The sequence below is a fragment of the Sphingomonas jaspsi DSM 18422 genome, from assembly GCF_000585415.1.
In the GTDB taxonomy this organism is placed as follows: domain Bacteria; phylum Pseudomonadota; class Alphaproteobacteria; order Sphingomonadales; family Sphingomonadaceae; genus Sphingomicrobium; species Sphingomicrobium jaspsi.
The window spans coordinates 328564-353936 of record NZ_KK073876.1; the positions used below are offsets into that span (position 1 = coordinate 328564).

The window sequence follows — 25373 nt, forward strand, 5'->3', positions numbered from 1 at the left end:
TGCTTACTCCTTCGGCGGACGTCCGCGCCGGACCGGCTTCGGCGCTTCCAGCTTGATGCCGCGCGCTTTCAACGCTTCGCGCAGCAGGCATTCGACCTGGGCATTGGTGGAACGAAGGTCGGTCGCGGCCGAGCGCTCGACCGCCGCCCATAGGGCGGGGTCGACCCGTAAAGGATAGGCTTTGCGCTCGCCCGACAACCGTAGGTCCTTACTGGTACAGCGACCCGGCGTTGACGACCGGCTGGGTATCGCGCTCGCCGCACAGCACCACCATCAGGTTCGACACCATCGCCGCGCGCCGTTCGTCATCGAGATGGACGACGTCCTTTTCGCTGAGGGACGCCAGCGCCATCTCGACCATGCCGACCGCGCCTTCGACCAGCGTCTGGCGGGCAGCGACGACGGCCTGCGCCTGCTGGCGACGGAGCATCGCGCCGGCGATTTCCTGTGCGTAGGCAAGGTGGGTAAAGCCGCATTCGTCGACCGTGATCCCGGCCACCGCCAGGCGGGCGATCAGTTCCTTGCGAAGTTCGACCCCGACCTCGTCGTGATGCCCACGCAGCGTGATGTCGGTGTGGGTGAAATCGTCATAGGGGTAGCGCGCACCGATGGCACGGATCGCGGCTTCTACCTGTACGCGCACGAACTCCTTGTAATCGTCGACGTCGAACAGCGCCTGCGCGGTATCGACCACGCGCCACACGATCTGGGCCGCCATTTCGATCGGGTTGCCGCGCAGGTCGTTGACCTTGATCTTGTCCGAAATGAAGTTGTTGGCGCGCACCGACACCTTCTTGCGGATCAGCCAGGGCAACACCCAGCGCAACCCGGTCGATCGATCGGTCCCGGCATAGTCGCCGAACAGGGTGATCGACGCCGCCTGGTTCGGCTGAAGCATGTAAAAGCCCGACGAAATAAGGACGAATCCGAGCGCGCCGGCAATGACCAGCAGGAGCGGGATCGCCGGGCTGGCGTCGGCCGCCAGCATGAGCACGCCGTAGACGACCGCCGCGATCGTCAACACAAGGACCAACAGCATCGCATAACCGCTTGCCGTCGAGGCCGGACGTTCCCGGCTGGCATTCAAAGCAATGACCGAATCGGACATCGATAATCTCCCTGTTAATTGATATCATTTTTATATCGTTTCGGCTGCGGGTCAACTGGAATCGGAATCCAAGCCGCGCTAGGACGCTGCGCATGAGCTGGACCCTGATGATCCACGGCGGCTGCGGCGCGATGCGCCCGGACCGCCTGCCGCCCGAGACCGAAGCCAAGGCGCGGGAGGGATTGAACGCCGCGCTCGATGCCGGCGAGGCGATTCTTGCGGCGGGCGGCTCGGCGCTTGATGCCGTCGAGGCCGCGGCGCGAGTCCTGGAGGAAGACGCCTCCTTCAACGCCGGGCGCGGCAGTGTGTTGACCGCCGACGGTGCGGTCGAACTCGACGCCGCCATCATGGACGGGCGCGATCGCCGCGCCGGTGCGGTTGCCGGTCTTCGCACGACGCGCGCGCCGGTCAGCGCGGCGCGGGCGGCAATGGAAAACAGCCCGCACGTCCTGCTGACCTACGAACAGGGCGATGCCTTCGCCGCTGCCCATGGCATCGAACAGGTCGCCAACGACTTCTTCATCACTCCCGAGCGCAAGACCCAGCTCGATGCGGTCATGGCCGCAGGGGGCCAGTTCGACACCGATATCAAGTTCGGCACGATCGGCGCCGTCGCGGTCGACGCACAGGGCCATGTCGCAGCCGCCACCTCGACCGGCGGCCTGACCGCCAAGCGATGGGGACGGATCGGCGATTCGCCCTTGATCGGGGCGGGCACCTACGCCGACGACCGCGCCTGCGCCGTCAGCGCCACCGGGCTTGGCGAGACCTTCATTCGTGCCGTCGCTGGGCATCAGCTGGCGATGCGGCTGCTGCTGTCAGGCGAAGGCCTCCAGGACGCACTCGACCATGTGCTGGCCGACATCGGGGCGCTTGGCGGCACCGGTGGCCTGATTGCGGTCGCCCCGACCGGAGAAGCCGCGTGGGGGTTCACCACGCCCGGCATGTATCGCGCCGTCGCCGGATCGGGCCGCGACCGGCTCGTGCGCGTCTACGACGAAGGGTCGGAGCGATAGGGTAGCGCCGCGCGCGCCCACTCTACCTCGCGCGCGACCGCCTCGCGCTCCCCGTCGCAGAAGCGGGCGACGGCGTCGCGGAAACCGCGGTTGGGGATGAAGTGGATCGACTTGGTGACTACCGGCTCATAGCCGCGTGCCAGCTTATGTTCGCCTTGTGCGCCGGCCTGCACCGTACCGAGCCCATGGCGAACCGCGAAGTCGATGGCCCGATAATAGCTTAGCTCGAAATGGAGGAAGGGGATGTCTTCGGTCGCGCCCCAATAGCGGCCGTAGAGCGTGTCCGAACCGACGAAGTTGAGGGCGCCGGCCACCGCCTCGCCGTCGCTCATGGCGAGGAACATCAATGTACAGTCCCCCATCGCCTCGCCGACAAGATCGAACCACCGTCTTGTCAGATAGGGTCGGCCCCATTTGCGCGCGCCGGTATGCTGGTAGAAGCGCCACATGGCGTCCCAGTCGGCGGGCTTGATCTCCGCACCGCGGAGTTCGACGATCTCGACGTCAGCGTTGGCGGCGGCGCGTTCCTTGCGGATCGCCTTGCGCTTGCGGCTCGACAGCGCAGCGAGGAAGTCGTCGAAATCGGCATAGTCGCGATTGAACCAGTGAAACTGGATGCCATGGCGAACCAGCCATCCCCGCGCCTCTGCGTCCGCCACCTCGTCGTCGGTCAGGAAGGTGACATGCGCCGATGACAGCTCGTTTTGTACGGCCACCGATTCGAGCGCGGCGAGCACGGCGCTCGCATCGCCAAGCAGACGTCGACCGGGGCATGGCGTGAACGGCACCGCCACCTGCAGCTTGGGATAATAGTCGCCGCCCGCCCGCTGCCACGCATCGGCCCAGCCATGGTCGAAGACATATTCGCCCTGGCTGTGCAGCTTGAGATAGGCCGGCGCCGCGCCGATCAGGCGGCCGTCGCGTTCGACCATGACCGGCAGCGGTCCCCAGCCGGTGGCCTCCCCCACGCTGTCGCTGTCTTCGAGGATCGACAGGAAGCGGTGCGACAGCAAAGGATCGTCGCTGCCGGCAAGGTGAGCCCACTGCGCGGCATCGATTTCCTTTACCCCGTGCGCCAGCCGGGCGGTCAGCGGCGATTCACGGTCGGCCATCGGCTTCCCAGATTGCTGCGTCGGCAAAAGCCCGAACCTTGTCGGCGTCATCGCGGGTGCGACTGGTCCAGCTGTGAATTGGCATCCGCTTCCGCAGCTTCGCGACCCATGGCTTGCCGAGCGCTGCGACCTGCACCGACGCAAAGGTGGGGTCAGCCAAGCGAAGCGCGGCCCAGCGTTTCATCGGCGGCAGCGCATCCTGGATTACCAGCCCGCGCTGCCAGCCCGGCTCGTTGGTTTTGAGCCAGCGCGACACACGGGGGTCGAAGCTCATGATCCCGAACCGGCCGCGATAATTTGCGACAGCATGGCGAAGCGCAGCGAGCATGTTCCACAGTTCGGAACCTTCCACCTTGGCTTCAAGGAGCAGGGGTACGCGGCCGTCGACCAGCCACAGCAATTGTTCGATCAGTGGAACAGGTTTGCCCGCGACATCCCACTGAGAGAGGTCGGCGCTTGTGCAATCGATCAGTCGGTCGTCTCGGCCCGACAGCCGCTTGCCGTCGGCATCATGATATACGGCGATGCGGTGGTCCGCGGTCAGGCGCAGGTCGCATTCGATGCCCGCGCCGAGTTCGAGCGCCGCGGCAAAAGCCGTGAGCGTGTTTTCAGGAATTTCGGGCCAGCGATGGAGCCCGCGATGCGCGAACCCCTGCCGGCCCGGATCTAAAGGGTCAGCCCTTAACCGCGACGACCGCATCCACTTCGACCGCGACGCCGAGCGGAAGGACCGGCACGCCGACGGCGCTGCGGGCATGGCGGCCAGCTTCGCCGAACACTTCCTGCATCAGTTCGCTAGCGCCATTGGCGACCTTGGGCTGGTCGGTGAAATCGCCATGGCTGTTGACGAACACGCCGAGCTTCACGATCCGCTCGACCCGGTCGAGCGAGCCCAGCGCCTTCTTGATCTGCGCCAGCAGCATGATGCCGCAGCGACGCGCGGCGGCCTGGCCGTCCTCAAGCGACAGGTTTTCGCCCAGTCGACCGAGGATCAGGCTGCCGTCTTCGGCGAAGCTGATCTGGCCGCTGATATGCAGCAGGCCGTTGGCTTCGACGGCGGGGACGTAAGAAGCCACCGGCGCGGCGGGTTCGGGAAGGGTGATGCCGAGTTCGGCGATCCGGGTTTCGATGCTCATGACGCGCGATTGGTCCTTTCGGTCTTCGAAATCAAGCGTAGCGATGGACCGCAAACCCCGCCCAGGCCTGGTTCACCGGCATCAGCTCGAGCGTGTTGATGTTGAGGTGCGCCGGCAGGGAAGCGACCCAAAAGATGGTGTCGGCGATGTCGTCGGCGGTCATCGGATCCATGTTGGCATAGAGCGCATCGCTCGCCGCCTGGTCGCCGCCGTTGCGGACGATCGTGAATTCGGTTTCGACCATCCCCGGCTCGATCGAGGTGACCCTCACCCCGGTGCCCTGCAGGTCGCAGCGCAGGCCAAGACTGAACTGGCGAACGAAGGCCTTGGAACCGGCGTAGACCGCACCGCCGCGATAGGGATAGGTCGCGGCGACCGACGAAAGATTCACCACCGCACCCTTGCGGTCGATCAGGCCGGGCAGCATCGCCCGGGTCAGCGACACCAACCCCGACACATTGGTGTCGATCACCGTGTCGAGCGGTGCCTGATCGGCATTCTGCAGGTCGCTCATCGGCGGCGCGAGGCCGGCGTTGTTGAGCAGCAGGTCCACCGGGCCCGCCTGCCTCGCCACCTCGTCGAAATTGCCGTGCCGCATGTCGAGGGCCATCGGATGGAACGCGTCGCCAAGGTCCGCGGCAAGCGCGTCGAGCCGATCTTCGCGGCGACCGGTGCCGATGACCTTCCAGCCCTCCTTGACGAACCGGCGTGTCGCGGCCTCGCCGATGCCCGAGGTGGCGCCGGTAATGAATGCGGTCTTCATGAGTCAGATTAGCCTTTCCAGGATCCAGTCGGCCGCGTCGGGCCAATGATCGATTCGGACATGCGCAAGTTCGGCCTTGGGCACCGCCGGCGCGAGCCTCGGCTCGGCGACCATGTGAAGGCGGTGAACCTCGGGCGCATGCTTGGCGACCGACGCGTGATGGACCGGCAGGTCGTCGACGAACGCCGTCGATCCGGCGCCATAGCGCTGGATGATCGCTCGCGCCGGGACGCCCTTGCCGCCCTGGTTGGTAACCACCTCATGCCGAATGCCGTGCTTTTCGAGCTGCTCCACCCGCCACGGGTGGGCGTGATCGCCGAGGTTGGTGAGGATGACGATATCCGCCACCTCGCCGATCCGGCCGAGCGCCTCGACCGCGCCCGGAACGATGGTCTGCCGGTGCATTTCCTCGCGGAAGAACTGCTCGAGCAGCGGCCACACGCGCTCGGTCGGCACGCCCTCGCCTGTCGCCTTGACCGTCATCGCATCACCGAAACTGCCGCTTTCGAAGGCAAAGTCGATCCCATGCGCCTCTTCCAGCCAATCGTCGAAATGCGCCACCATGTGCAGCAGCACTTCATCGCAATCGGTAATTAGCAGGGGACGGTTCATGCTTCCAGGCTCCGACGGGCGTTGACCAGTGTTTCAGGCTTCACTCCAAGGTCCGCCGCAACGGCGATCAGGTCGGGCTCATGGCTTTCGAGGAAGGACAGGCAGGCCGCCAGCATGGCCGGCTCAGCTGCCCGCGATCGAAGCTCGTCGGCGGAAAGGCCGGTGAGATCGAGCAGGCGGTGGGCGCGCCGGTCGTCTGCCAGCGTCGCGGCCAGGGCCGACAGCGCCAGCGCTGCAGCGTCATTTGTATCGTGCGTCAACATCGCCTATCTGCCGCCTGAACATCGGTTGGGGGGTATTGCGTGGCAAGGATCTTGGTTGTCGAGGACAACGCCCTCAACATCAAGTTGTTCTGCGACCTGCTGAACGCACATGGACATGAAACCCAGCCGGTTACCGACAGCCGCGAGGCGATGGACATGGCGCGCGCTTTCATGCCCGACCTTGTGATCACTGACATCCAGCTGCCGCACGTCAGCGGGCTGGAGCTGATGGAGATGATCAGGGCCGACGAAGCACTGCGCGGCGTCCCGATCATGGCCGTGACCGCTTACTCCGCGCAGGGCGATGAAGAGCGGATCCGTGCCGCCGGCGCGCAAGCCTATGTATCGAAGCCGATTTCGGTGATTCGCTTCGCCGAGACGGTCGACGACTTGCTGACCCAGGGTCTCGTGGCGGGTAAAAACGAATCGGGCGGCCCCGTTGCCGAGACCGCCCAGAACGAAGTGGTGCCCGACCAAGGGTCAGGCGAAGCCGACTAGGGCTTACTTGATCTTCGCTTCCTTGAATTCGACATGCTTGCGCGCAACCGGGTCGTACTTGCGGAACGACATCTTCTCGGTCTGGTTGCGCGGGTTCTTCTTGGTCACATAGAAGAAGCCGGTGTCAGCGGTGCTGACGAGCTTGATCTTGACGGTTGCCGGCTTGGCCATCGCAAATATCCTGGTGCGCTAGAAAAATTGAAGGCGGCAGTAGCCCGCCGCCCGAACCGCGCCCCAATGACGATGTGACGGCTCTTTGTCAAGGCGAGGCGGAGACCTGCCCTCTTTGACTCATCGTTAACCAATTTGGGCGACCGTCCTTCGGTCAACGGAGATTGAAGGCCATGTCCAGCATCGATTCGCTCAACATCGTGCGCCACCGGATCGGCGAGCGCATTGCCGAGATGGAAGAACGGATCGCGCGACTGAAGCCCGTCGACATCGCCGCGAAGATGGAAGCGATTCGCAGCATGGCATCCGAACATGGCCTCAGTGCACTTGAAGGCCTCGCCGATTACGGCGCCCATCACGCGCTGATGCCCGGCCATCGCACCAGCACCCGCGCCTGCCTGTCGCATATGGGTGAGGCACTCCTGAGCACCGATCCGTCGCACGATCGCGAGGCGATCCTCGCTGCGCTAGCCGTTCAAATTCATTAGTCTGACCGCTTTAATTCATCAGTGAGCGGGCGAACCTTTCGCCCCGTCGACGGTTGGGACGTTGAGAACCCGAACCGGAGACGAAACGATGGCTGACACTGCCGCCAAGCTGGCAACCCCCACCGACCTCAAGAGCAACCAGGCATCCAATGTCGCCGAGGCCCTGAACGGCCTCCTGGCCGACAGCTATGCGCTTTACCTGAAGACCAAGAATTTCCACTGGCACGTATCGGGTCCGCATTTCCGCGACTACCATCTGCTGTTCGACGACCAGGCAGCGCAAATTCTCGGCACCACCGACCAGATCGCCGAACGCGTCCGCAAGATCGGTTCGACGACGCTCCGCTCGATCAGCGACATCTCGCGCCGCCAGTCGCTGAAGGACAATGACCAGGATTTCGTCAGCGCCAAGGACATGCTGAAGGAGTTGCGCGACGACAATCTCGCGATGGTCGAATCGCTTCGTGCCGCCAAGGACCTTGCCGACAAGGCCAAGGACAATGCGTCGAGCGCGATCATCGACGAATGGACCGATGCCGCCGAACAGCGCGCGTGGTTCCTGTTCGAAGCCGCCCAGGCCGGCTGAGCCGACCCCGTCCTGATCCGTGCGCGCGTTCAGCCAACTGCTCGACGACCTCGTCTACACGCGGTCGCGCAACAGCAAGCTCGCGCTGATCGGCGATTATCTGAAGCGCACGCTTGATCCCGATCGCGGCCTCGCGCTGGCCGCCCTCACCGGCACGCTCGACATCCCGCACATCAAGCCCGCCGCCATTCGCGCGCTGGCCGAAGAGCGGATCGATCCCGTCCTGTTGCGCATGAGCCGCGACTATGTCGGCGACATGGCTGAGACCGTGTCGCTGCTGTGGCCGGCGCCGGAAGGCGAGAGCGGCGAGATCGACGACGGCACGATCCGGCTAAGCGAGGCGGTGGAGCGGCTGAAGAACGCCAGCCGTAGCGATGCCCCGGCTGTCCTGGCGCGGATGCTCGATCACCTCGACGCGTCGGGTCGCTTCGCCATCCTCAAGCTGGCGACGGGCGCCTTGCGCGTCGGCATCTCCGCGCGGCTGGCCAAGCAGGGCCTTGCCGATGCCTTTGGGCTGGACGTCGAACAGGTTGAGGAGGTCTGGCACGGCCTGAAGCCGCCCTATGCCGAATTGTTCGATTGGGGGGAGGGCCGCGCCGATCAGCCCACCGCGCGCGACGTGCCTGTGTTCCGGCCCTTCATGCTCGCCCATCCGCTCGAGGATGCGACGGTCGATCTGGCCGACTATGCAGCCGAGTGGAAATGGGACGGGATCCGCATCCAACTCGTCCATGCCGGCGGCCAGACCCGGCTGTTCAGCCGGACCGGCGACGATATTTCCGACAGCTTCCCCGACATCGCCGCGGCCTTCGCCATTCCCGCGGTGCTCGACGGCGAACTGCTGGTCCGCGGCGATGCCCAAGGCGCAGACCGGCACGGCGGTGCGGCGGCAAGCTTCAATGCGCTGCAGCAGCGGCTCGGGCGGAAGAATATCAGTGCCAAGGTCCAGGGCCAATATCCCGCCTTCGTCCGGCTCTACGACCTGTTGTTCGAAGGCGACGAGGATTTGCGCGGGCTAGGCTGGAGCGACCGGCGCGCGCGGCTGGAGTCTTTCATGGAGCGCCTCGACCCCGACCGCTTCGACCTCAGCCAGCTGGTCGAGGCCGTATCGTTCGACGCCTTGGCCGACATTCGCGCCGCCAGCCGCGACGAAGGCATCGAAGGCATGATGCTGAAGCGCCGTGACAGCCCGTACGTGCCGGGCCGCAAGGTCGGCCTATGGTATAAGTGGAAGCGCGATCCGCTGACGGCCGACTGCGTCATGATGTACGCCCAGCGCGGGTCGGGAAAACGGTCGAGCTATTACAGCGACTACACCTTCGGGGCCTGGACCGCGGACGGCGAGTTGCTGCCCGTCGGCAAGGCTTATTTCGGTTTCACCGACGACGAGCTGAAAATGCTCGACCGCTTCGTGCGAACGCACACGCTCAATCGCTTCGGGCCGGTGCGCGAGGTGGAGAAGAGCCTGGTGCTCGAAGTCGCGTTCGATTCGATCCACGCCAGCAAGCGCCACAAGTCAGGCCTCGCCATGCGTTTCCCGCGCATCAGCCGGATCCGGACGGACAAGCCCGCCCATGAAGCCGATACGATTGCGGCGCTCAACGCGCTTGTGACTTGAACGCCATCGCCTAATCTCCCGCCGAAACAGGGGAGTCGCGACATGAAGAAATTGATGCTGCTGGCCGCCATGCTGATGTCGAGCGCAGCGCAGGCCGAAACTTATGCGATCCAGGCGGGCCACCTGATCGTCGACGCCGCCAAGCCGGCGCGCGGCGCCTCAACCGTGATCGTCGAAAACGGGCGCATCAAGGCGATCGAAGATGGTGCCACGGCTCCGGCCGGCGCGACCGTCGTCGACCTTCGCGACCGGACGGTCATGCCGGGCATGACCGACGTTCACGTCCACCTGAGCTTCGACGCGGGACAGCCCTGGTATACTGGCTTCACCCCCAAATATTCCGAAAGCTATGCCGCGGTGACCGGTCTTTCCAACGCGCTCAAGATGGCCCGCGCCGGCTTCACCACCGTCCGCGACCTCGGCGGACCGCTCTATGGGTCGCTGGCGACCCGCGACGCGAGCCGCGACGGCACGTTCCCGGGACCCCGCATTCAGGTCGCGGGTCCTGCCCTGTCGATCATCGGCGGCCATGGCGACGATTCTGTCGGCCTCAACCCCGAGCTTGCCGAAGCCGTAAACGAGCGCGGCCAGATCGGCGTCTGCACCGGAACTGACGAATGTTCGCGCGCGGTGCGCAAGATCGCCGCGGCGGGCGTCGATGTTATCAAGTTCCATGCCACGGGCGGCGTACTCGACCCGGGTGCAATGGGGCTTGAGCAGCATTTCAGCGACGCCGAGATGAAGGCGATTGTCGACACGGCGCATAGCCTGCACCTCAAGACCGCAGCCCACGCGCACGGCGCGCGCGGCATCGAGGCCGCGGTCCGCGCGGGCGTCGATTCGATCGAACACGGCACCTTCGTCGACGACGCGGGCATTCGCGCGATGAAGGAACATGGCACCTACTACAGCGCGACCCTGATGGCCTTGAGCGGACTCAACCGGAATATCGGCAAGGGCATCTACGCCGCCAATAGCGAGGCGAAGGGGCGACAGGCGCTGGCCGCTTGGGGACAGGGACTGAGCCGGGCCTACAAGGCGGGCGTGAAGATCGCGCTCGGTACTGACGCCGCCGTATTTCCCCATGCCGAAGCGGGGCAGGAAGTCGGACTGATGGTCAGCAAGGGCGGAATGACGCCTCGCGACGCGCTGATCGCGGCGACCAAGGGCGGGCCGGACCTGATGGGCCTGTCGGGCGAGACCGGTACGCTCGAACCGGGCAAGTCGGCAGACCTGATCGCGGTCGATGGCGATCCGCTAACCGACCCCGCTGCCGTGACCCGCGTCAATTATGTGATGGTGATGGGCAAGCCGATCCCGATGAAGTGAGCGGCTTGGCCAGAACGACGAATTCGAGGTCGTCGCGCTTGGGCAGGCCGAAGCGGGGATCGGTCTTCGGAAAGGGTCGGCGCTCGCCGGTCAGTCGATAGCCGCGGCGTTCGTACCAGGCGATTAGCTCGGCGCGCTGGGCGATGACGGTCATTTCGGCGACGCTGGCTCCGTTCCGACGTGCATGCTCTTCCGCCGCCGCCAGCAGCCGCCGACCAAGACCGCCGGCCTGTCGGACAGGATCGACCGTCACCATGCCGATATAGGCGAGGCCGCCCGGTTTGGCGGTGACGGCGATGCACCCCGCCAGACGTTCCCCGTCGCGCGCCACGATGATCATGTCGTCGGGATTTCGCAGCATGGCAGCCAGCGCCTCGGGGTCGGTGCGCTGACCGTCGAGAAGATCGGCCTCGTGCGTCCATCCCGCCTTGGCGCTTTCGCCGCGATAGGCGCGGTGAATCAGCGCATGAAGGGCGTCGAGATCGGCGAGGGTGGCGGGTTCGAATCGCATGACTCTTCACTGCCGATCACGCAGGCAAAAGAAAACCCGGCCGGACCCATGGAGGTCCGACCGGGCATTTCCCCGCTCTGGGTAATTTGATCAGCCGAGCGGCTGAAGATTTACCGCTGCATATTTGCCGCGACGATCGACTTCGATGTCGAATTCGAAGCGGTCGCCTTCGTTGATGGTCGGCAGACCGGCGCGTTCGACGGCCGAGATGTGCACGAACGCATCCGGCTGGCCGTCGTCACGGCTGATGAAGCCGAAGCCCTTCATGGCGTTGAAGAACTTGACGGTGCCCTGGGCCTTTTCACCGGTCAGCTGGCGCTGCGGGCCGCCCATTCCGCCACCGGCCGCGCCTTCGCGCGGGGCCGACGAGCGGACGACTTCCATCGGTTCGCCGTCGATCTTGAGGTCGGTCGCCGACACGCGGCCACCGCGGTCGACCAGCGTGAATTCCAGCGGCTGGCCGTCGGCAAGGTCGGTGAGACCGGCCTGCTCGACCGCCGAAATGTGGACGAACACGTCTTCGCCGCCGTCATCACGGACGATGAAGCCGAAACCCTTTTGCGGGTTGAAAAACTTTACGACGCCCTTGCCTTCACCCACGACCTGGGGAGGCATGCCACCGCCGCGGAACCCGCCGCCACCGCCGCCGCCACGGAAACCACCGCCACCGCCACCGCCGCGATAACCGCCGCCGCCACCGCCGCCGCCGAAGCCGCCGCGATCACCAAAGCCGCCGCCACGATCGCCGAAGCCACCGCCGCCGCCAAATCCGCGATCCTGGAAACCGCCACCGAATCCGCCGCGATCGCCGAAGCCACCGCCGCCGCCGAATTCGTCGCCCCCGAAACCGTCACGCTTGTCACGGCCGCGTCCGCCGCGATCACCCTTACGCCCTCGATCGAAACCCATGAAAATCCAAACTCTCTTGTGCCCCGAAACGAATAACCAACGCGCTGGGCCATGGCGCAACCGGCCGCACGCGCGAGTCAGGCCCGTGCGCACGGTGCGATTCTCTACAGGAAAAACGGCGGAACTCCTAGCCTTTGCTTGGTTAAGGGTTGGAGCGCGGCGCAAATTGGGACTAGAGAGGGAAAAATCCTGCCGCCTCCGGGAGTTCTCGCGGGCTGCGTTGCTTGTGATCCGAGACCCCGATGGCCATCCATTTCCACGAAGAAGACCTCCCCTCAATCGACCTGTTCGATCCCGATTCTCCGATCGCGGTCGATACCGAAGCGATGGGCCTGATCCCCGGCCGCGACCGGCTGTGCCTGGTGCAGCTGGCGGACGGCAAGGGCGACGAGCATCTGGTGCGTTTCGGGCCGGACAGCGATTTCGCCGCGCCGAACCTGAAGGCGCTGCTGGCCGATCCGAATCGGCTCAAGCTCTATCATTTCGCCCGTTTCGACGTTGCGATCATGCGCGCCTACCTCGGCATCATGGCGGCGCCGCTCTATTGCACCCGCACCGCTTCGCGGCTGGTGCGCACCTACACCGACCGCCATGGTCTCAAGGAATTGGTCAAGGAACTGCTCGGCAGCGACCTCAGCAAGCAGCAGCAAACGAGCGATTGGGGCGCGCCGGACATAAATGACGCGCAACGCGAATACGCGGCGAGCGACGTCCGCTACCTTCACCGGTTGAAGGAAAAGCTCGACGAACGGTTGGCCCGCGAAAATCGCGTGGAACTGGCGCAGGCCTGTTTCGAATTCCTCCCGGCGCGCGCCCTGCTCGACCTCGCCGGCTGGGCGGAAACGGATATTTTCGCGCATAGCTAGGCCATGTCCGAAGCCGCCACTCGTGAACGCGCGATCAAGCGCCACTGGGCCGAACCGGGGAGCCGCCACGACAAGGTGGTGCGCTGGACCAAGTTCGGCCTGCCGCTGCTGATCGCGGCGCTCGGCCTCCTTCTGGTCGTGTCGCCGTTCGACAAGCGGGGCGATACCAGCTTCATCCTCGACAAGAACAAAGTCGACGAAGCGCAGGAGCGCATGCGCGTGGAAGCCGCCCGATATACCGGCGAGGACAAGGAGGGCCGGCCATTCCTGATCGTCGCCGACCGCGCCATCCAGCAATCGAGCAATGTCCCGGTCGTGATGATCGAAGGGATGCGTGCGCGCCTCGACCTCAGCGACGGCCCGCTCAATATCGGCGCCTTGCGCGGCATGTACGATATCGATGGCGAAAAGGTCGACATCAACGGCCCGGTAAAGGTTGTCGGGCCCGACAATTACTCGCTGTTGGCGCGCGATGTGACCGTCGACCTCAACGAACGGACCATGCGCTCGAACAAGCCCGTAACGGGAACGATGAAGCTGGGCGACTTTCGCGCCGGCAGCATGAGCGCCGATCTCGACCGGCGCGTGGTGCGCCTTGATGGCGGCGTACGCTTGAAAATTACGCAAGGGGCGGTCAGATGAGCGGCATGAAAACGTCGCATGCCTTGATCGCCGCCGGCACGGCTCTGGTCGCCTTGGCCGGGATGGCCCACGCGCAGGAAGGGATTTCCGCGCTGAAGGGCCACAACAGCCACGCGCCGATCGATCTCAGCGCCGACCATGCCGAAGCGCAGGATCGGGCCGACCGGGCGATCTTTTCGGGCAATGTCGTCGTCAAGCAAGACAATCTTACGTTGCGCACGGCGCGCATGACGCTTGCCTATGCCAACAACAATGGCCTCGACATCAACCGTATCGATGCCAGCGGCGGCGTGCTGATCACCAGCCCGAGCGAAACCGCCAAGGGAGACTTCGCGGTCTATGACCTCGACAAAGGCCTCATCACCATGGTCGGCAACGTCAGGCTGGACCGCGGCGGCAGTTTCCTAAGCGGCGGGCGCCTTACGCTCGACCTCAATACCGGCCGTGCCGTAATGGATGGCGGCCTGCGCGGCGTGAACCAGAATGGCGGCGGCCGCGTCACCGGTCGATTTACCGTGCCGCCCAAAAAATCGTGAACGACGCCGCGGCCTTGCTCGATACCAGCGCCATGACCGCCGCCAGCCCGGTGCGCGGGCTCGAGGTGCGCTCGATCGCCAAAAGCTATGACAAGCGGGCGGTGCTTCACGACGTTTCGATGACCGTGTCGCGCGGCGAAGTGGTTGGTCTGCTCGGCCCAAACGGGGCGGGCAAGACGACAAGCTTCTATTCGGTCATGGGGCTTGTCCGCCCGGACAGCGGCCGCATCATCCTTGACGGACAGGACATTACGCACCTGCCGATGTACCGCCGCGCCATCCTTGGCCTTGGCTACCTGCCGCAGGAAACATCGATTTTTCGTGGCCTGACGGTCGAGCAGAACATTCTGTCGGTGCTCGAAATCGCCGAACCGGATGCCGCGGCGCGCGAGGCTCGTCTCGACCAGCTGCTGGGCGAATTCGGACTCACTGGCCTGCGCCATTCGCCGGCGATGGCGCTGTCGGGCGGCGAGCGGCGGCGGTGCGAGATCGCCCGCGCGCTGGCCGCCGACCCGACCATCATGCTGCTCGACGAGCCGTTCGCGGGCATCGACCCGATTTCGATCAGCGACATTCGCGACCTCGTCAAGGACCTGAAACAGCGTGACATCGGCGTCCTGATCACCGACCATAATGTCCGTGAGACACTGGAAATCGTCGACCGCGCCTGCATCATCTACGACGGGCAAGTGCTGTTCGAAGGCACGCCGCAAGCGCTGGTCGCGGATGAAAATGTCCGCCGCTTCTACCTCGGCGAGAGCTTCGCGCTCTAGGATCGAAGGCTAGCGGCCATGGGGCTGGGTCCGCGTCTCGACATTCGCGTCTCGCAATCGCTGGTGATGACCCAGCAGTTGCAGGCTGCGATCAAGCTTCTGGCGCTGTCCAACCTCGAACTCGAATCCGTGATCGCCGAAGAGCTCGCGAAGAACCCTTTGCTCGAAGCCCGACCGGGCGAGGGCGGATCGGGCGAAACCGTCATCCTGCGCGAAGACCGCGAAACCGGCGACCAGCCCGCCGACCCGACCGGATCGGACGACCTCATTGCGAAGCTTGGCGGTGCCGACGACAGCCCCGTCGACATGGACTGGCGCGAAGCGGCGCTCGAGGTCGACAGCTTTGCCGACGTCGGCGGCGGATCGGGCGCGGAGGAAGCGTTCGACTTCGACCGGCTCGAAGGCGGCGAAGCGGGATTGGCCGAACATCTTATGGCACAGCTTCACGGCACCGGTGGCACGCTCGGTCGCCTTGCTGAAGCCATCGTCAACGAACTGGAAGAGACCGGCTATCTCGAAACCCCGCTCTCGACCATCGCGCAGGAGTGCGAAGCCAGCCTCAAGGAGGCGGAACAATCGCTTGCGCTGGTCCAGTCGCTCGACCCGCCAGGCATCGCCGCGCGCAGCCTGGAAGAATGCATCGCGCTGCAGGCAAAAGCGGTCGACCGATACGACCCGGCAATGGCGCGGCTAATCGCCAATCTCGATCTGCTGGCCAAAGGCCGCATGAACGATCTCAAGCGGATTTGCGGGGTCGACGAGGAAGATCTCGCCCACATGGTTCGCGAACTGCGCGCCTACGACCCCAAGCCCGGCTGCCGCTTTGTCGCCAAAGAGCCGGAAGCGATTTCACCCGATGTGTTCGTCCGAAAGACGCGCGAAGGCTGGACCGTCGAGCTCAACAATGCGGCGCTTCCGCGCGTCCTCGTCAACCGCCGTTACCATGCGGAGTTGAAGGCAGGGGCGAGTGACAAGGCGTCGAAGGCGTGGCTGACCGATCATCTGCAGAGCGCCAACTGGCTGGTGAAGGCGCTCGACCAGCGCGCCCAGACGATCATCAAGGTGGCGACCGAAATTGTGAAGCGGCAACAGGGCTTCTTCGAACAAGGCGTCGCTGCGCTAAAGCCGATGACCCTGGCGAAGATCGCCGAGGCGATCGAGATGCATGAATCGACCGTCAGCCGCGTCACGTCGAACAAATATCTGTCATGCGACCGGGGGATGTTCGAACTTAAATATTTCTTCGGCTCAGGCGTGGGCAGCGAGGACGGCGAGGGCGCGTCGGCCGAGGCGGTCAAGGCAGACATCAAAAAGCTGATCGATGCCGAAACCGATATCCTCAGCGACGATGCGATCGCGGGCATGCTGAAGGAAAAGGGCTACGACATCGCCCGTCGCACGGTCGTCAAATATCGCGAGGCGATGGGCATCGGTTCGTCGATCCAGCGTCGCCGCCAGCGAAAGATGACCGGCGGCTAGGTGTTAAGCGAAAGGCGCGCCCAGATCGGCAGGTGATCGCTGGCCTTGCGCGCTTCGGCGCTGGCATGGACGCCGGCCGCATCGATATGGAGCCGGTGATCGACCACGATCTTGTCGAGCGACGCGATGGGTCGGCGGCTGTGAAAACTGGGCCCGGTCGGCGCGATCCGGAAATTGGGTCCGAATTCGGACAGCGCACCGGTCGATTGCCGCCATTCGTTGGTGTCGCCCATCAGCACGGTCGGCATCGGCGCATGGAGCGCCCGGAGATGGCTCATGATCGCGCGGATCTGTCGGCGCCGCCACAAGCCGCTGAGGTCAAGATGCATGCCGACGACGCGCAGCGGACGGTCGTGTACCAGCAATTCGGCAATCACCGCGCCGCGCGGCTCGAGAGTCGGAAGGTGCAGGACCTCGTAGCCCATCACTTCGACATGGTGCTTCACCAAGATCGCGTTGCCGTGCCAGCCGAGGTTGCGGGTCGACAGGCCGAGCCGCTCCTCCAGTTTTTCGCCGAACGGAATGACGTGCGCGAGGCGCGAATGGCTAACCCCGAATTCGACCGGCCGGTACAGTCCGTGACCATCGATCAATTCGTGCGGGACGGCCGACGCACGGGTCCCGAAGCGGCGGTCGGCCTCCTGCAAGGCCACGACGTCGGCATCGATCTGCTGCAGGACATGAAGGATGCGATCGGGCCGTCGCTTGCGATCGGTACCGATGGCTTTGCGCATATTGTAGCTGGCAACGGTAACGGTCCGACTCATCGTGTCGCCAACCCCTGCCGTTGGTCGAGGTTCCGCCCGACGCGTTGTTCGAGACCTGGGCCCACCACTAGCGCATCGGCTGCTTGGCAAGTTTTCGAGCGAGCGTACGGCGATGCATTCCGAGCCGCCGTGCGGCTTCGCTGATGTTGAAATCGCTATCGGCCAGCGTCTTCTGGATTTTTTCCCACTCGAACACCTTGATCGATGTCGGGCGGGAGGAAATCGGCACCTCTGAATCGCCCTCCGTACGGAGGAAGGCGGCTTCCAGTTCGTCGGTAGTGCAGGGTTTGGGCAGATAGTGGGACGCGCCAAGCTTGATCGCTTCGACCGCGGTCGAGATACTTGCAAAGCCCGTCATGATGACAATGAACACATCGGGACAACTGCGCTTCAGCTGCTCGATCATCGACAGTCCGCTGTGCGTGCCGAGCTTCAGGTCGACGATCGCATAATCGAAGGAACGCTGGTCCAGAATCCCGGGCAGCGCCAGCGGATCGACGACCATGGTGACGTCGTAGCCGCGCCGTTCGAACGACCGGGTCAGCGTCTTGGCGAACACCGGGTCGTCATCGAGGATCAGGAGCTTCTTGCCCGTCACGATGCCCGCGCCTCCCGCATGATGGGCAGGACGATGGCGACGGAGGCACCGCCTTCCGCCCGATTTTCGATCTGCAAATAGCCGCCCAATTGCCGCGCCACGTGATTGGCGAGGAACAGGCCGATTCCGTGGCCCGGCCCTTTCGACGATTCATAGAGGTTTCCGGCCGTTTCGAGCAGGTCCTCGGGGAAACCCGGTCCGGAGTCGACCACCGCGATGCGCAATTCGCCCGCGCTGCGGCTCGCGACCAGCCGAATAATGTCGGAACCCGCTTCGTCGGCATTGTCCAAAATGCTGGAGAGCGCCTGCTGCAGGGCCGGCTGGAAAGCGATGAAGGCGCCGTCGGCGGCATCGAAGTCCCGTTCTACGACGCGTCCGGGCCTGCTTTCCTCCCACTTGTCGATCACATCGCTGAGCAGCGATCCGGCGTCCAAAACCTTCAATTCTTCGCTTCGCGCATAGCCGGACGAATGGAGAATGTTGGATACGATGGTCTTGCAGCGGTCGAGTTCGTGGAGCGCGAGATCCATTTCGGCGGCTAGTTCCTCGTCGTCGGCCAAGTGCTGGCTGCGGCGCCAGTCGGCGATCAGCACCGCGAGCGACGATAGCGGCGTGCCCAGTTCGTGCGCCGCCCCGCTGGCGAACAGGCCCATGCGCATGATCGCCAGATCCTCGACGCGCTTCTGCCCCAGTTCCGACAGGTGCTCGTCACGGAGACGCAGGTTGCGATTGATCCGGGCGGTTAGGATGGTGAGCAGGATTGCGACCAGCCCGAAAGACGACCAGCGACCGAAGGTCATGATCATTTCGGCGTCGCGGGCATCCCATGCCGACAGCACCAGCGGGACGTGACGAAAGCTCAATGCGCAGAAGAACAGGACGGAGCCGGCCGCGATCAACGCTGCGCGGGCGGGCGTCAGCAGGATCGCCGCCAGCACCACGTGCAACAGGTAGAGGAAGCAAAAAGGGTTGTCGGTACCACCGCTGAGATAGAGCTGGACCGTTAGCGCGACGACGTCGAAGCCCAAGGCGAGCATGAAGTTGGGGTGCGCGCCGGACCGGGCGAGCCGACCGACGAAAAGCAAATTCACGACGACCTGGAGCGCGATCATCCCCAGCATCGGCAGCAGCGGAAGATTCACGCCCAGCAACACGACGCTGGCGCCGATGGCGGCGAGTTGGCCGGTGATCGCGATCCAGTTCAGCAGCACCAACTGCCGCATGTTCTGGCGGGCAACGTGGAACGCGAAAGGCACCGTCGTTCCGGGCGTCACTGCGCGCGAGCGGCCGTCGGCCAGGCGACCTGCATCGGGGATGGCGACCGACGAGTTCATCGCATTCCTTTAGGATGAGTGACGGCCGACGTCGACCGCGCGGCCGCTCAATTGGCTGCCTTGGTCCCCCACTCCTTATTCGCCGCCAATGCGCCGAGCGTGCAGGCGACGCCCGAGAGGAGATAGAGGCCCACTGCCCACAGGCCTAGGTTCTTGGCGAGCAGCAATGCCACGAGCGGCGCGAAACCGGCACCGAAGAACCATGCGCTGTTGGCGACGATCGCGGCCCCGGTGTAGCGGTGGTACTGGCTGAAGCGCGAATTGACCGCGCCCGACGATTGTCCAAACGCCAGCCCGAGCAGGACGAAGCCCATGATGAGGTAGGCGGCCTCGCCAAACGGGCCTGCTGCCAGCAGCTGGGGTGCGAAGCCGCTGAAGGCACCGATCAATACCGCCGATACCCCGAGCAGCGAGCGCCGTCCGAAGCGGTCCGCAAGCAGGCCGGATATCGCCACCGCTGCAAGGCAAAGCACTGCGCCGACGGTTTCGATGACCAGGAATCGCACGACGCTTTCGTTGGTGGTGAGGCGCACCCATGACAGCGGGAACACGGTCACCAGATGGAACAATGCGAAGCTGGCGAGCGGCGCGAGCGAGCCGAGAATGATCGTCCGCCATTCGCTGCGCAGCGCCTCGAACGGCGGCGAGGGCTGCAGTTCGCGACTTTCGAACAGGCGGCGGAATTCGGGCGTCGCCACCAGCCGAAGCCGGGCGAACAGCGCGACGACGTTGATCGCCAGCGCCACGAAGAAGGGATAGCGCCAGCCCCAAGTGAGGAAGTCCTCGCTGGTCAGGATTGCCGCGAAATAGGCGAACAGGCTGCACGCCACGATCAGGCCGAGCGGGGCGCCCAGCTGAGGGATCATCGCGTACCAGCCCTTGCGGTCGTCGGGCGCGTTCAAGGTCAGCAGGGACGGCATGCCGTCCCAAGCGCCGCCGAGTGCAATGCCCTGCGCCAGCCGGAAGCCGCCGAGCAGCCAGATCGAGGCCGCGCCGATGTCGCGATAGCCGGGCAAGAGCGCGATCGCGATCGTCGCACCGCCCAGCAGGAACAGCGCGATCGTCAGTTTGACGCCTTTGCCGTAATGGGCGTCGATGTAGGTGAACAGCATTGTCCCGATCGGCCGCCCGACGAAGGCCAGCGAAAAGAGCAGGAAGGAATAGGCCGTGCCCGTGACCGGATCGACGAACGGGAAGACCAGCGAGGGAAATACCAGGACCGAGGCCAGCGCGTAGACGAAGAAGTCGAAGAATTCGCTGGTGCGGCCGATGATCACGCCGATCGCGATTTCGCCCGGCCGGACGCCATGCCCGTCGGCGTTCAACCGCTGCGCATCGCGCTCAAGTCCGGTCGTATTGGGCGTTGAAAGCGATGCCGACATGTCCAGTCCTTCCCGTGCGCGTCGCAGCCGGATGGCTGGCGATGGCCGCGCTTGTCGTGGTGGTGCTCTTTGGCGCATTATCGCACGCCTGTGGATTGGACAAAATGTCCAATGTCTCTTGCATGGTCGGTCCGCTAAGCGCTGCAACATGAACCGCATTTCGACCTTGAACAGATTGGGCGCGCCCCTCTTGGCTGCGCTCGCGCTGGCGGCATGTTCGCGCGACGTGTTCAATCCCGCCGGCGACATCGCCCTGCAACAGCGCGACCTCATCTACATTTCGGTCGTGATGATGCTGCTCATCATCGTTCCGGTGATGATCATGATCATCTGGTTTTCGTGGCGTTATCGCAAGGGCGGCGGCGCCACCTACGATCCCAAGTTCGACCATAGTACGTCGCTGGAGCTGGTGATCTGGTCGATGCCGCTGCTGATCATCATCGCGCTCGGCGCGGTGACCTGGTCCAGCACGCACCTGCTCGACCCGTTCCGCCCGCTCGACCGCCAGTCGGAGCGCGGCCGCAAGGTGGTGTCCAACCTGCCGCCGCTGAAGGTCCAAGTGGTGTCGATGGACTGGAAATGGCTGTTCATCTACCCGGACCAGAAGGTCGCCACGGTCAACGAACTGGTGGTCCCGGTCGATCGAGAGGTGAAGTTCTTCATCACCTCATCAAACATGATGAACGCCTTTTACGTGCCGACGATGGCCGGCATGATTTACGCGATGCCCGGCATGCAGAGCCAGATGCACGCGGTCATCAACCGCCCGGGTTCCTGGCAGGGCATGTCTGCCAACTACAGCGGCGAAGGCTTTAGCGACATGCGGTTCGCGGTCCGCGCGGTCAGTGAGGCGGAATTCGCAACCTGGGCGTCGGCCCTGAAGGCCGAGCCGAAGGCGCTCGACAACGCGACCTATGCGAAGCTGGAATTGCCAAGTCAGAAGGTACCGGTCATCCGCTTCGCGTCGGTCGATGGCGACCTGTATCGACGAATCCTCGAGCGTTGCGTCAAACCGGGATCGGTGTGCATGACCGACATGTCGGGGCATCATCCTGCACCGGCCACGACGAGCAGCGACAAGGCCACCGGGAACGTCGGATCGCCCGAGCCGATGGCGCACCACCCATGACCGCCGCGCTCTTTTCCTCCCTTTCGCTCGCTACGGAGCAACATGTGTCCGAACCTGCCCCGACGTCCCTCATCTTCGGTCGCCTGACTTGGGACAGCGTGCCGTTTCACGAGCCGATCGTGTTCGGCACCTTCGCTGTCGTCGCTTTGATGGGTGCGGCGATCCTGTTCCTCATCACCAAATATCGCCTGTGGGGACCGCTGTGGCGCGACTGGATCACGTCGGTCGACCACAAGAAGATCGGCATCATGTACATCATCCTGGGCGTGGTGATGCTGCTGCGCGGATTCGCCGACGCGCTGATGATGCGGTTGCAGCAGGCGATCGCGTTCGGCGGTAACGACGGCTACCTGCCGGCCCATCATTACGACCAGATCTTCACCGCGCACGGGACGATCATGATCTTCTTCGTGGCGATCCCGCTAATCGTCGGCATCGTCAACTTCGTCATGCCGCTGCAGATCGGGGCGCGCGACGTCGCCTTTCCCTACCTTAACAATCTGAGCTTCTGGCTGACCGCCGCCGGTGCCGTACTGGTCATGATTTCGCTGTTCGTCGGTGAATTTTCGACTGCCGGCTGGCTCAACTACGTCCCGGTCGCGAACATCCAGAACAGTCCGGGCGTCGGGCCGGATTATTATCTCTGGGCACTGCAGATAGCGGGCATCGGCACGACCTTATCCAGCGTCAACATGGTCACCACGGTGATCAAGATGCGCGCGCCGGGCATGAGCCTGATGCAGATGCCGGTGTTCACCTGGACCGCCTTCTGCAGCAACATCCTCGCGCTCGCCATCTTTCCGGTGCTGACCGGCGCCTTCGCCCTGCTGCTGCTCGACCGCTACGTCGGCACCAACTTCTTCACCAACGATCTCGGCGGCAACCCGATGATGTACTGGAACCTGGTGTGGGTCTGGGGTCATCCGGAAGTTTACGTCCTGATCCTGCCGGCGTTCGGCATCTATTCCGAAATCACCTCGACCTTCTCGGGAAAGCGGCTGTTCGGCTATTCGTCGATGGTCTACGCGACCGTCGTCATCACGATCCTCAGCTATCTCGTCTGGCTGCACCACTTCTTCACCATGGGATCGGGCGCCAGCGTCAACAGCTTTTTCGGCATCGCGACGATGATCATCTCGATCCCGACCGGGGCGAAGCTCTTCAACTGGCTGTTCACAATGTATCGCGGCCAGATTCGGTACGACGTGCCGATGATGTGGGTGGTCGGGTTCATGATCACCTTCGTCGTCGGCGGCATGACCGGCGTGATGCTTGCGATCCCCTCAGCCGACTTCGTCCTGCACAACTCGCTGTTCCTCGTCGCCCACTTCCACAACGTCATCATCGGCGGCGTGGTGTTCGGCCTGTTTGCCGGCATCCAGTACTGGTTCCCCAAGGCTTTCGGGTTCCGCCTCGACCCGTTCTGGGGCAAGATGAGCTTCTGGGGCTGGCTGATCGGATACTGGCTGGCCTGGACCCCGATTTACATCGTCGGGCTGATGGGGACGACGCGGCGCGTGCGCCATTTCGACGATCCGTCGATGCAGATCTGGTTCGTGCTCGCGCTCATCGGCGCGGTCATCATCCTGCTGGGCATCGTCGCCTTCCTCATCCAGATCGCGGTCAGCATCAAGAATCGCGACCAGTTGCGCGACACGACCGGCGATCCGTGGGACGGTCGGACGCTCGAATGGTCGACCAGCTCGCCGCCACCGGAATATAATTTCGCGTTCACGCCGGTCGTCCACGACATCGACGCCTGGTACGACATGAAGAACCGCGGGCACCGGCGCCCGGCCGACGGCTACCGGTCCATACACATGCCGAAAAACACCGGTGCGGGCGCGATCCTGTCGGCCATCTCGGTCGTGTTCGGGTTCGCGATGATCTGGCACATCTGGTGGCTTGCCATCCTGTCGTTCATCGCCCTGATCGGCGGCGCGATCTACCACAGCTTCAACTTCGACCGCGACCGCGACATCCCGGCCGACGAAGTGGCGGCGGTGGAAGCCAGGACGCACGCCCTTGTCGCGGGGGGAGCCAACTGATGTCGACATCGAACCTCAAGGCCGAAGTCGTCGACTTCTACCTTACGGATGAAGATCATTCGCACGACGTAGCGGCAACGACCGACCTAGGCTTCTGGATCTACCTGCTGACCGACGCCCTGTTATTCGCATCGATCTTCGCGACCTTCGGCGTCCTTGGAAAGGCATTTGCCGGCGGGCCGCAACCGGCCGAGATTTTCGATCTCAAGCTGGTCGCGCTCAATACCGCCATCCTGCTGGCGTCGTCGGCCACCTTCGGCATGGCGATGCTGTCGGCCTACAGCGGGTCGATCAAAGGGCTGTATCGCTGGCTGATCGTGACGGGCCTGCTGGGCGCCAGCTTCGTCGGGATCGAGCTTTACGAGTTCGGTCACCTCATCGCCGAGGGCGCCGTCCCGCAGCGCAGCGGCTTCCTGTCGGCGTTCTTCACCCTGGTCGGGACCCACGGGCTGCACGTCACCAGCGGGATCGTCTGGCTGTGCGTATTGCTGTTCCAGTTCCGCAAGAAGGGCATCACAGCGCCGATGATGCGCCGCCTGTCGTGCCTCAGCATGTTCTGGCACTTCCTCGACGTCGTCTGGATCGGCGTTTTCACCTTCGTCTATCTGCTGGGATTGATCGGATGAGCAGCCACCATCACGACGAGGCGCCGCGGCTCGCCCCCGAATATATCGCCGAGGCGCGCAAGGATTATACGATCGGGCTCATCGCCTCGGTCGTCCTGACCGCGATACCGTTCGGCCTGGTCATGGGCGGTGCGTCGGGCAGCCTTGGCGTCGTTTTGACGATCGTCTTCGCGGCGCTGGTCCAGATCGTCGTCCATATCCGCTTCTTCCTGCACGTGACCGCACGCGCGCAGGGTGGGTGGAGCCTGATCACCACCGTGTTCACGATCGTCATCCTGGCGATCATGATCGCGGGTTCGGTGTGGATCATGTACCATCTCAACGCCAACATGATGCCGGGCATGGGAACCGGCGGGGAAGCGCCACCGCTTTGACGCCGACCCGGCGCAAGATGGTCGTGTTCGCGCTGTTCCTGCTGGCGTGGGCAGTCGTTTTCGCGGGCCTGGGCGTCTGGCAGGTGCAGCGGCTGCATTGGAAGCGGGCGCTGATCGCGTCGGTCGAACACAAGCTGGCGTCGGCGCCGGTCGACCTGCCGCCTAAATCGTCATGGAGCCGCCTGGCCTCGCCGACCAACGAATATCTGAAGGTCCGGGTGCGGGGCGTCTTTCGGGAACGCGATGCCGTCCGCGTCGACGCGCTGACCGAGCTGGGTGCGGGCGACTGGCTGCTCACGCCCCTTGCCACCGCTCAAGGGACGATATGGGTCAACCGCGGGTTCGCGCCTAAGGACAGTACGGTGTCGCTTAGACCGGTCGGGCCGCAGCCCGTCGTCGTCACTGGCCTGCTGCGCATGTCCGAACCCGATGGCCGCTTCCTCAGGCCCAACCGGCCCGGCGAAGGCCGCTGGTTCAGCCGTGACATCGCGGCAATGTCCGCGACCCGCAGGATCGACGATGCGGCCCCGTTCTTCATCGACGAAGCGCGCCAAGGCACCCTCACCAACTATCCCGTCGGCGGCCTCACCGTCACCAGGTTCCGCAACAGCCACTTGGCCTATGCGCTGACGTGGTTCGGATTGAGCCTGCTATGTTTGTTCGGCCTTTTCCAGCTGACGCGCCGACCTGCGTGAGCGG

Annotated in this window: 30 protein-coding genes and 1 pseudogene; 16 read left to right on the plus strand and 15 right to left on the minus strand. The window is 64.3% G+C overall.

Annotated features, from left to right (window positions below):
* Positions 1-3 precede the first annotated feature (3 nt).
* Positions 4-198 carry a type II toxin-antitoxin system antitoxin gene (locus tag G570_RS01645; RefSeq protein ID WP_037498435.1) on the minus strand — a complete coding sequence of 65 codons (195 nt, stop codon included), beginning with the start codon at positions 196-198 and terminating at the stop codon, positions 4-6.
* A 10-nt stretch (positions 199-208) separates the two neighbouring features.
* Positions 209-1108: an SPFH domain-containing protein gene (locus G570_RS01650; RefSeq protein ID WP_037498438.1), complete on the minus strand. Its 900-nt coding sequence runs from the start codon at positions 1106-1108 to the stop codon at positions 209-211.
* Positions 1109-1200: 92 nt separating this feature from the next.
* On the opposite strand from G570_RS01650, the gene G570_RS01655 reads away from it, so the two are divergent.
* Positions 1201-2124, plus strand: coding sequence for an isoaspartyl peptidase/L-asparaginase family protein (locus G570_RS01655; protein ID WP_037498441.1), 924 nt, complete (start codon positions 1201-1203; stop codon positions 2122-2124).
* Here G570_RS01655 and G570_RS01660 read toward each other — a convergent pair.
* The 6 genes from G570_RS01660 to G570_RS01685 are packed head-to-tail and all read right to left on the minus strand — an operon-like array spanning position 2100 to position 6010.
* The gene (locus tag G570_RS01660; RefSeq protein WP_051503934.1) at positions 2100-3236 is read right to left on the minus strand and encodes a GNAT family N-acetyltransferase; all 1137 of its coding nucleotides are present in this window, start codon (positions 3234-3236) and stop codon (positions 2100-2102) included. The genes G570_RS01655 and G570_RS01660 overlap by 25 nt on opposite strands.
* Positions 3223-3993 (minus strand): glycerophosphodiester phosphodiesterase family protein, encoded by a 771-nt coding sequence (locus G570_RS01665; protein WP_084607426.1) that lies wholly within the window; start codon positions 3991-3993, stop codon positions 3223-3225. Before G570_RS01665 ends, G570_RS01660 begins: the two co-directional genes overlap by 14 nt.
* Positions 3911-4372 carry a RidA family protein gene (locus tag G570_RS01670; RefSeq protein ID WP_037498444.1) on the minus strand — a complete coding sequence of 154 codons (462 nt, stop codon included), beginning with the start codon at positions 4370-4372 and terminating at the stop codon, positions 3911-3913. Before G570_RS01670 ends, G570_RS01665 begins: the two co-directional genes overlap by 83 nt.
* A 31-nt stretch (positions 4373-4403) precedes the next feature.
* Complete coding sequence (locus G570_RS01675; protein ID WP_037498447.1) at positions 4404-5135, minus strand: SDR family NAD(P)-dependent oxidoreductase; 732 nt, start codon at positions 5133-5135, stop codon at positions 4404-4406.
* 3 nt (positions 5136-5138) lie between these two features.
* A complete protein-coding gene (locus tag G570_RS01680) occupies positions 5139-5747 on the minus strand; it encodes a hypothetical protein (protein ID WP_037498451.1) in 609 nt (202 codons plus the stop codon).
* The gene (locus G570_RS01685; RefSeq protein ID WP_037498454.1) at positions 5744-6010 is read right to left on the minus strand and encodes a DUF3572 family protein; all 267 of its coding nucleotides are present in this window, start codon (positions 6008-6010) and stop codon (positions 5744-5746) included. The genes G570_RS01680 and G570_RS01685 overlap by 4 nt, the downstream gene beginning before the upstream one ends.
* Positions 6011-6058: 48 nt before the next feature.
* On the opposite strand from G570_RS01685, the pseudogene G570_RS01690 reads away from it, so the two are divergent.
* Positions 6059-6406: pseudogene (locus tag G570_RS01690) on the plus strand (response regulator); the annotation flags it as partial.
* Positions 6407-6511: 105 nt separating this feature from the next.
* Here G570_RS01690 and rpmG read toward each other — a convergent pair.
* A complete protein-coding gene (gene rpmG, locus G570_RS01695) occupies positions 6512-6679 on the minus strand; it encodes a 50S ribosomal protein L33 (RefSeq protein WP_037498456.1) in 168 nt (55 codons plus the stop codon).
* A 173-nt stretch (positions 6680-6852) separates the two neighbouring features.
* Between rpmG and G570_RS01700 the strand changes: the two genes are divergently transcribed.
* The 4 genes from G570_RS01700 to G570_RS01715 all read left to right on the plus strand — a co-directional run bounded on the left by G570_RS01700 (position 6853) and on the right by G570_RS01715 (position 10700).
* On the plus strand, positions 6853-7167 hold the full coding sequence (locus tag G570_RS01700; protein WP_156930280.1) for a hypothetical protein: 315 nt from the start codon (positions 6853-6855) through the stop codon (positions 7165-7167).
* Between the two features lie 88 nt (positions 7168-7255).
* The gene (locus G570_RS01705) at positions 7256-7753 is read left to right on the plus strand and encodes a Dps family protein (protein ID WP_037498460.1); all 498 of its coding nucleotides are present in this window, start codon (positions 7256-7258) and stop codon (positions 7751-7753) included.
* A 19-nt stretch (positions 7754-7772) separates the two neighbouring features.
* Positions 7773-9371: a cisplatin damage response ATP-dependent DNA ligase gene (locus G570_RS01710; RefSeq protein ID WP_037498461.1), complete on the plus strand. Its 1599-nt coding sequence runs from the start codon at positions 7773-7775 to the stop codon at positions 9369-9371.
* 42 nt (positions 9372-9413) lie between these two features.
* The gene (locus G570_RS01715) at positions 9414-10700 is read left to right on the plus strand and encodes a metal-dependent hydrolase family protein (protein ID WP_037498466.1); all 1287 of its coding nucleotides are present in this window, start codon (positions 9414-9416) and stop codon (positions 10698-10700) included.
* On the opposite strand, the gene G570_RS01720 is transcribed toward G570_RS01715, so the two are convergent.
* Together G570_RS01720 and G570_RS14035 are read right to left on the minus strand one after the other, a co-directional pair.
* Positions 10657-11211, minus strand: coding sequence for a GNAT family N-acetyltransferase (locus G570_RS01720; protein ID WP_037498469.1), 555 nt, complete (start codon positions 11209-11211; stop codon positions 10657-10659). The two genes, G570_RS01715 and G570_RS01720, sit on opposite strands and share 44 nt — an antisense overlap.
* A gap of 90 nt (positions 11212-11301) precedes the next feature.
* Complete coding sequence (locus tag G570_RS14035) at positions 11302-12120, minus strand: cold-shock protein (protein WP_051503936.1); 819 nt, start codon at positions 12118-12120, stop codon at positions 11302-11304.
* Positions 12121-12362: 242 nt separating this feature from the next.
* Between G570_RS14035 and G570_RS01735 the strand changes: the two genes are divergently transcribed.
* From G570_RS01735 to rpoN, 5 genes are read left to right on the plus strand one after another with little or no spacing between them, the layout of a single operon-like run.
* Positions 12363-12986, plus strand: coding sequence for a ribonuclease D (locus G570_RS01735; RefSeq protein WP_037498479.1), 624 nt, complete (start codon positions 12363-12365; stop codon positions 12984-12986).
* Positions 12987-12989: 3 nt separating this feature from the next.
* Complete coding sequence (gene lptC, locus G570_RS01740) at positions 12990-13628, plus strand: LPS export ABC transporter periplasmic protein LptC (protein ID WP_037498482.1); 639 nt, start codon at positions 12990-12992, stop codon at positions 13626-13628.
* 5 nt (positions 13629-13633) lie between these two features.
* Positions 13634-14164: an LptA/OstA family protein gene (locus G570_RS01745; protein ID WP_037503375.1), complete on the plus strand. Its 531-nt coding sequence runs from the start codon at positions 13634-13636 to the stop codon at positions 14162-14164.
* A gap of 32 nt (positions 14165-14196) precedes the next feature.
* Positions 14197-14937 (plus strand): LPS export ABC transporter ATP-binding protein, encoded by a 741-nt coding sequence (lptB, locus tag G570_RS01750; RefSeq protein ID WP_051504476.1) that lies wholly within the window; start codon positions 14197-14199, stop codon positions 14935-14937.
* Positions 14938-14955: 18 nt separating this feature from the next.
* Complete coding sequence (gene rpoN / locus G570_RS01755; RefSeq protein WP_037498487.1) at positions 14956-16416, plus strand: RNA polymerase factor sigma-54; 1461 nt, start codon at positions 14956-14958, stop codon at positions 16414-16416.
* Here the strand turns inward: rpoN and G570_RS01760 are convergent.
* From G570_RS01760 to G570_RS01775, 4 genes are all read right to left on the minus strand, one after another.
* Positions 16413-17183 (minus strand): endonuclease/exonuclease/phosphatase family protein, encoded by a 771-nt coding sequence (locus tag G570_RS01760; protein WP_037498490.1) that lies wholly within the window; start codon positions 17181-17183, stop codon positions 16413-16415. The two genes, rpoN and G570_RS01760, sit on opposite strands and share 4 nt — an antisense overlap.
* A 67-nt stretch (positions 17184-17250) precedes the next feature.
* Positions 17251-17781: a response regulator transcription factor gene (locus tag G570_RS01765; RefSeq protein WP_037498494.1), complete on the minus strand. Its 531-nt coding sequence runs from the start codon at positions 17779-17781 to the stop codon at positions 17251-17253.
* On the minus strand, positions 17778-19115 hold the full coding sequence (locus G570_RS01770) for an ATP-binding protein (protein WP_051503937.1): 1338 nt from the start codon (positions 19113-19115) through the stop codon (positions 17778-17780). Before G570_RS01770 ends, G570_RS01765 begins: the two co-directional genes overlap by 4 nt.
* A gap of 47 nt (positions 19116-19162) precedes the next feature.
* Positions 19163-20497: an MFS transporter gene (locus tag G570_RS01775; protein ID WP_037498497.1), complete on the minus strand. Its 1335-nt coding sequence runs from the start codon at positions 20495-20497 to the stop codon at positions 19163-19165.
* Between the two features lie 175 nt (positions 20498-20672).
* On the opposite strand from G570_RS01775, the gene cyoA reads away from it, so the two are divergent.
* Genes cyoA through G570_RS01800 form a run of 5 tightly spaced genes read left to right on the plus strand, consistent with a single transcriptional unit; the run spans position 20673 to position 25369 of the window.
* The gene (gene cyoA / locus G570_RS01780) at positions 20673-21626 is read left to right on the plus strand and encodes a ubiquinol oxidase subunit II (protein WP_245600240.1); all 954 of its coding nucleotides are present in this window, start codon (positions 20673-20675) and stop codon (positions 21624-21626) included.
* A gap of 44 nt (positions 21627-21670) precedes the next feature.
* On the plus strand, positions 21671-23674 hold the full coding sequence (gene cyoB / locus G570_RS01785) for a cytochrome o ubiquinol oxidase subunit I (protein WP_037498500.1): 2004 nt from the start codon (positions 21671-21673) through the stop codon (positions 23672-23674).
* A complete protein-coding gene (gene cyoC, locus G570_RS01790; protein WP_037498502.1) occupies positions 23674-24300 on the plus strand; it encodes a cytochrome o ubiquinol oxidase subunit III in 627 nt (208 codons plus the stop codon). Before cyoB ends, cyoC begins: the two co-directional genes overlap by 1 nt.
* Entirely contained in the window at positions 24297-24674 is a 378-nt protein-coding gene (cyoD, locus tag G570_RS01795; protein WP_037498505.1) for a cytochrome o ubiquinol oxidase subunit IV, read from the plus strand. Before cyoC ends, cyoD begins: the two co-directional genes overlap by 4 nt.
* Complete coding sequence (locus G570_RS01800) at positions 24671-25369, plus strand: SURF1 family protein (protein ID WP_156930282.1); 699 nt, start codon at positions 24671-24673, stop codon at positions 25367-25369. Before cyoD ends, G570_RS01800 begins: the two co-directional genes overlap by 4 nt.
* Positions 25370-25373: the final 4 nt, after the last annotated feature.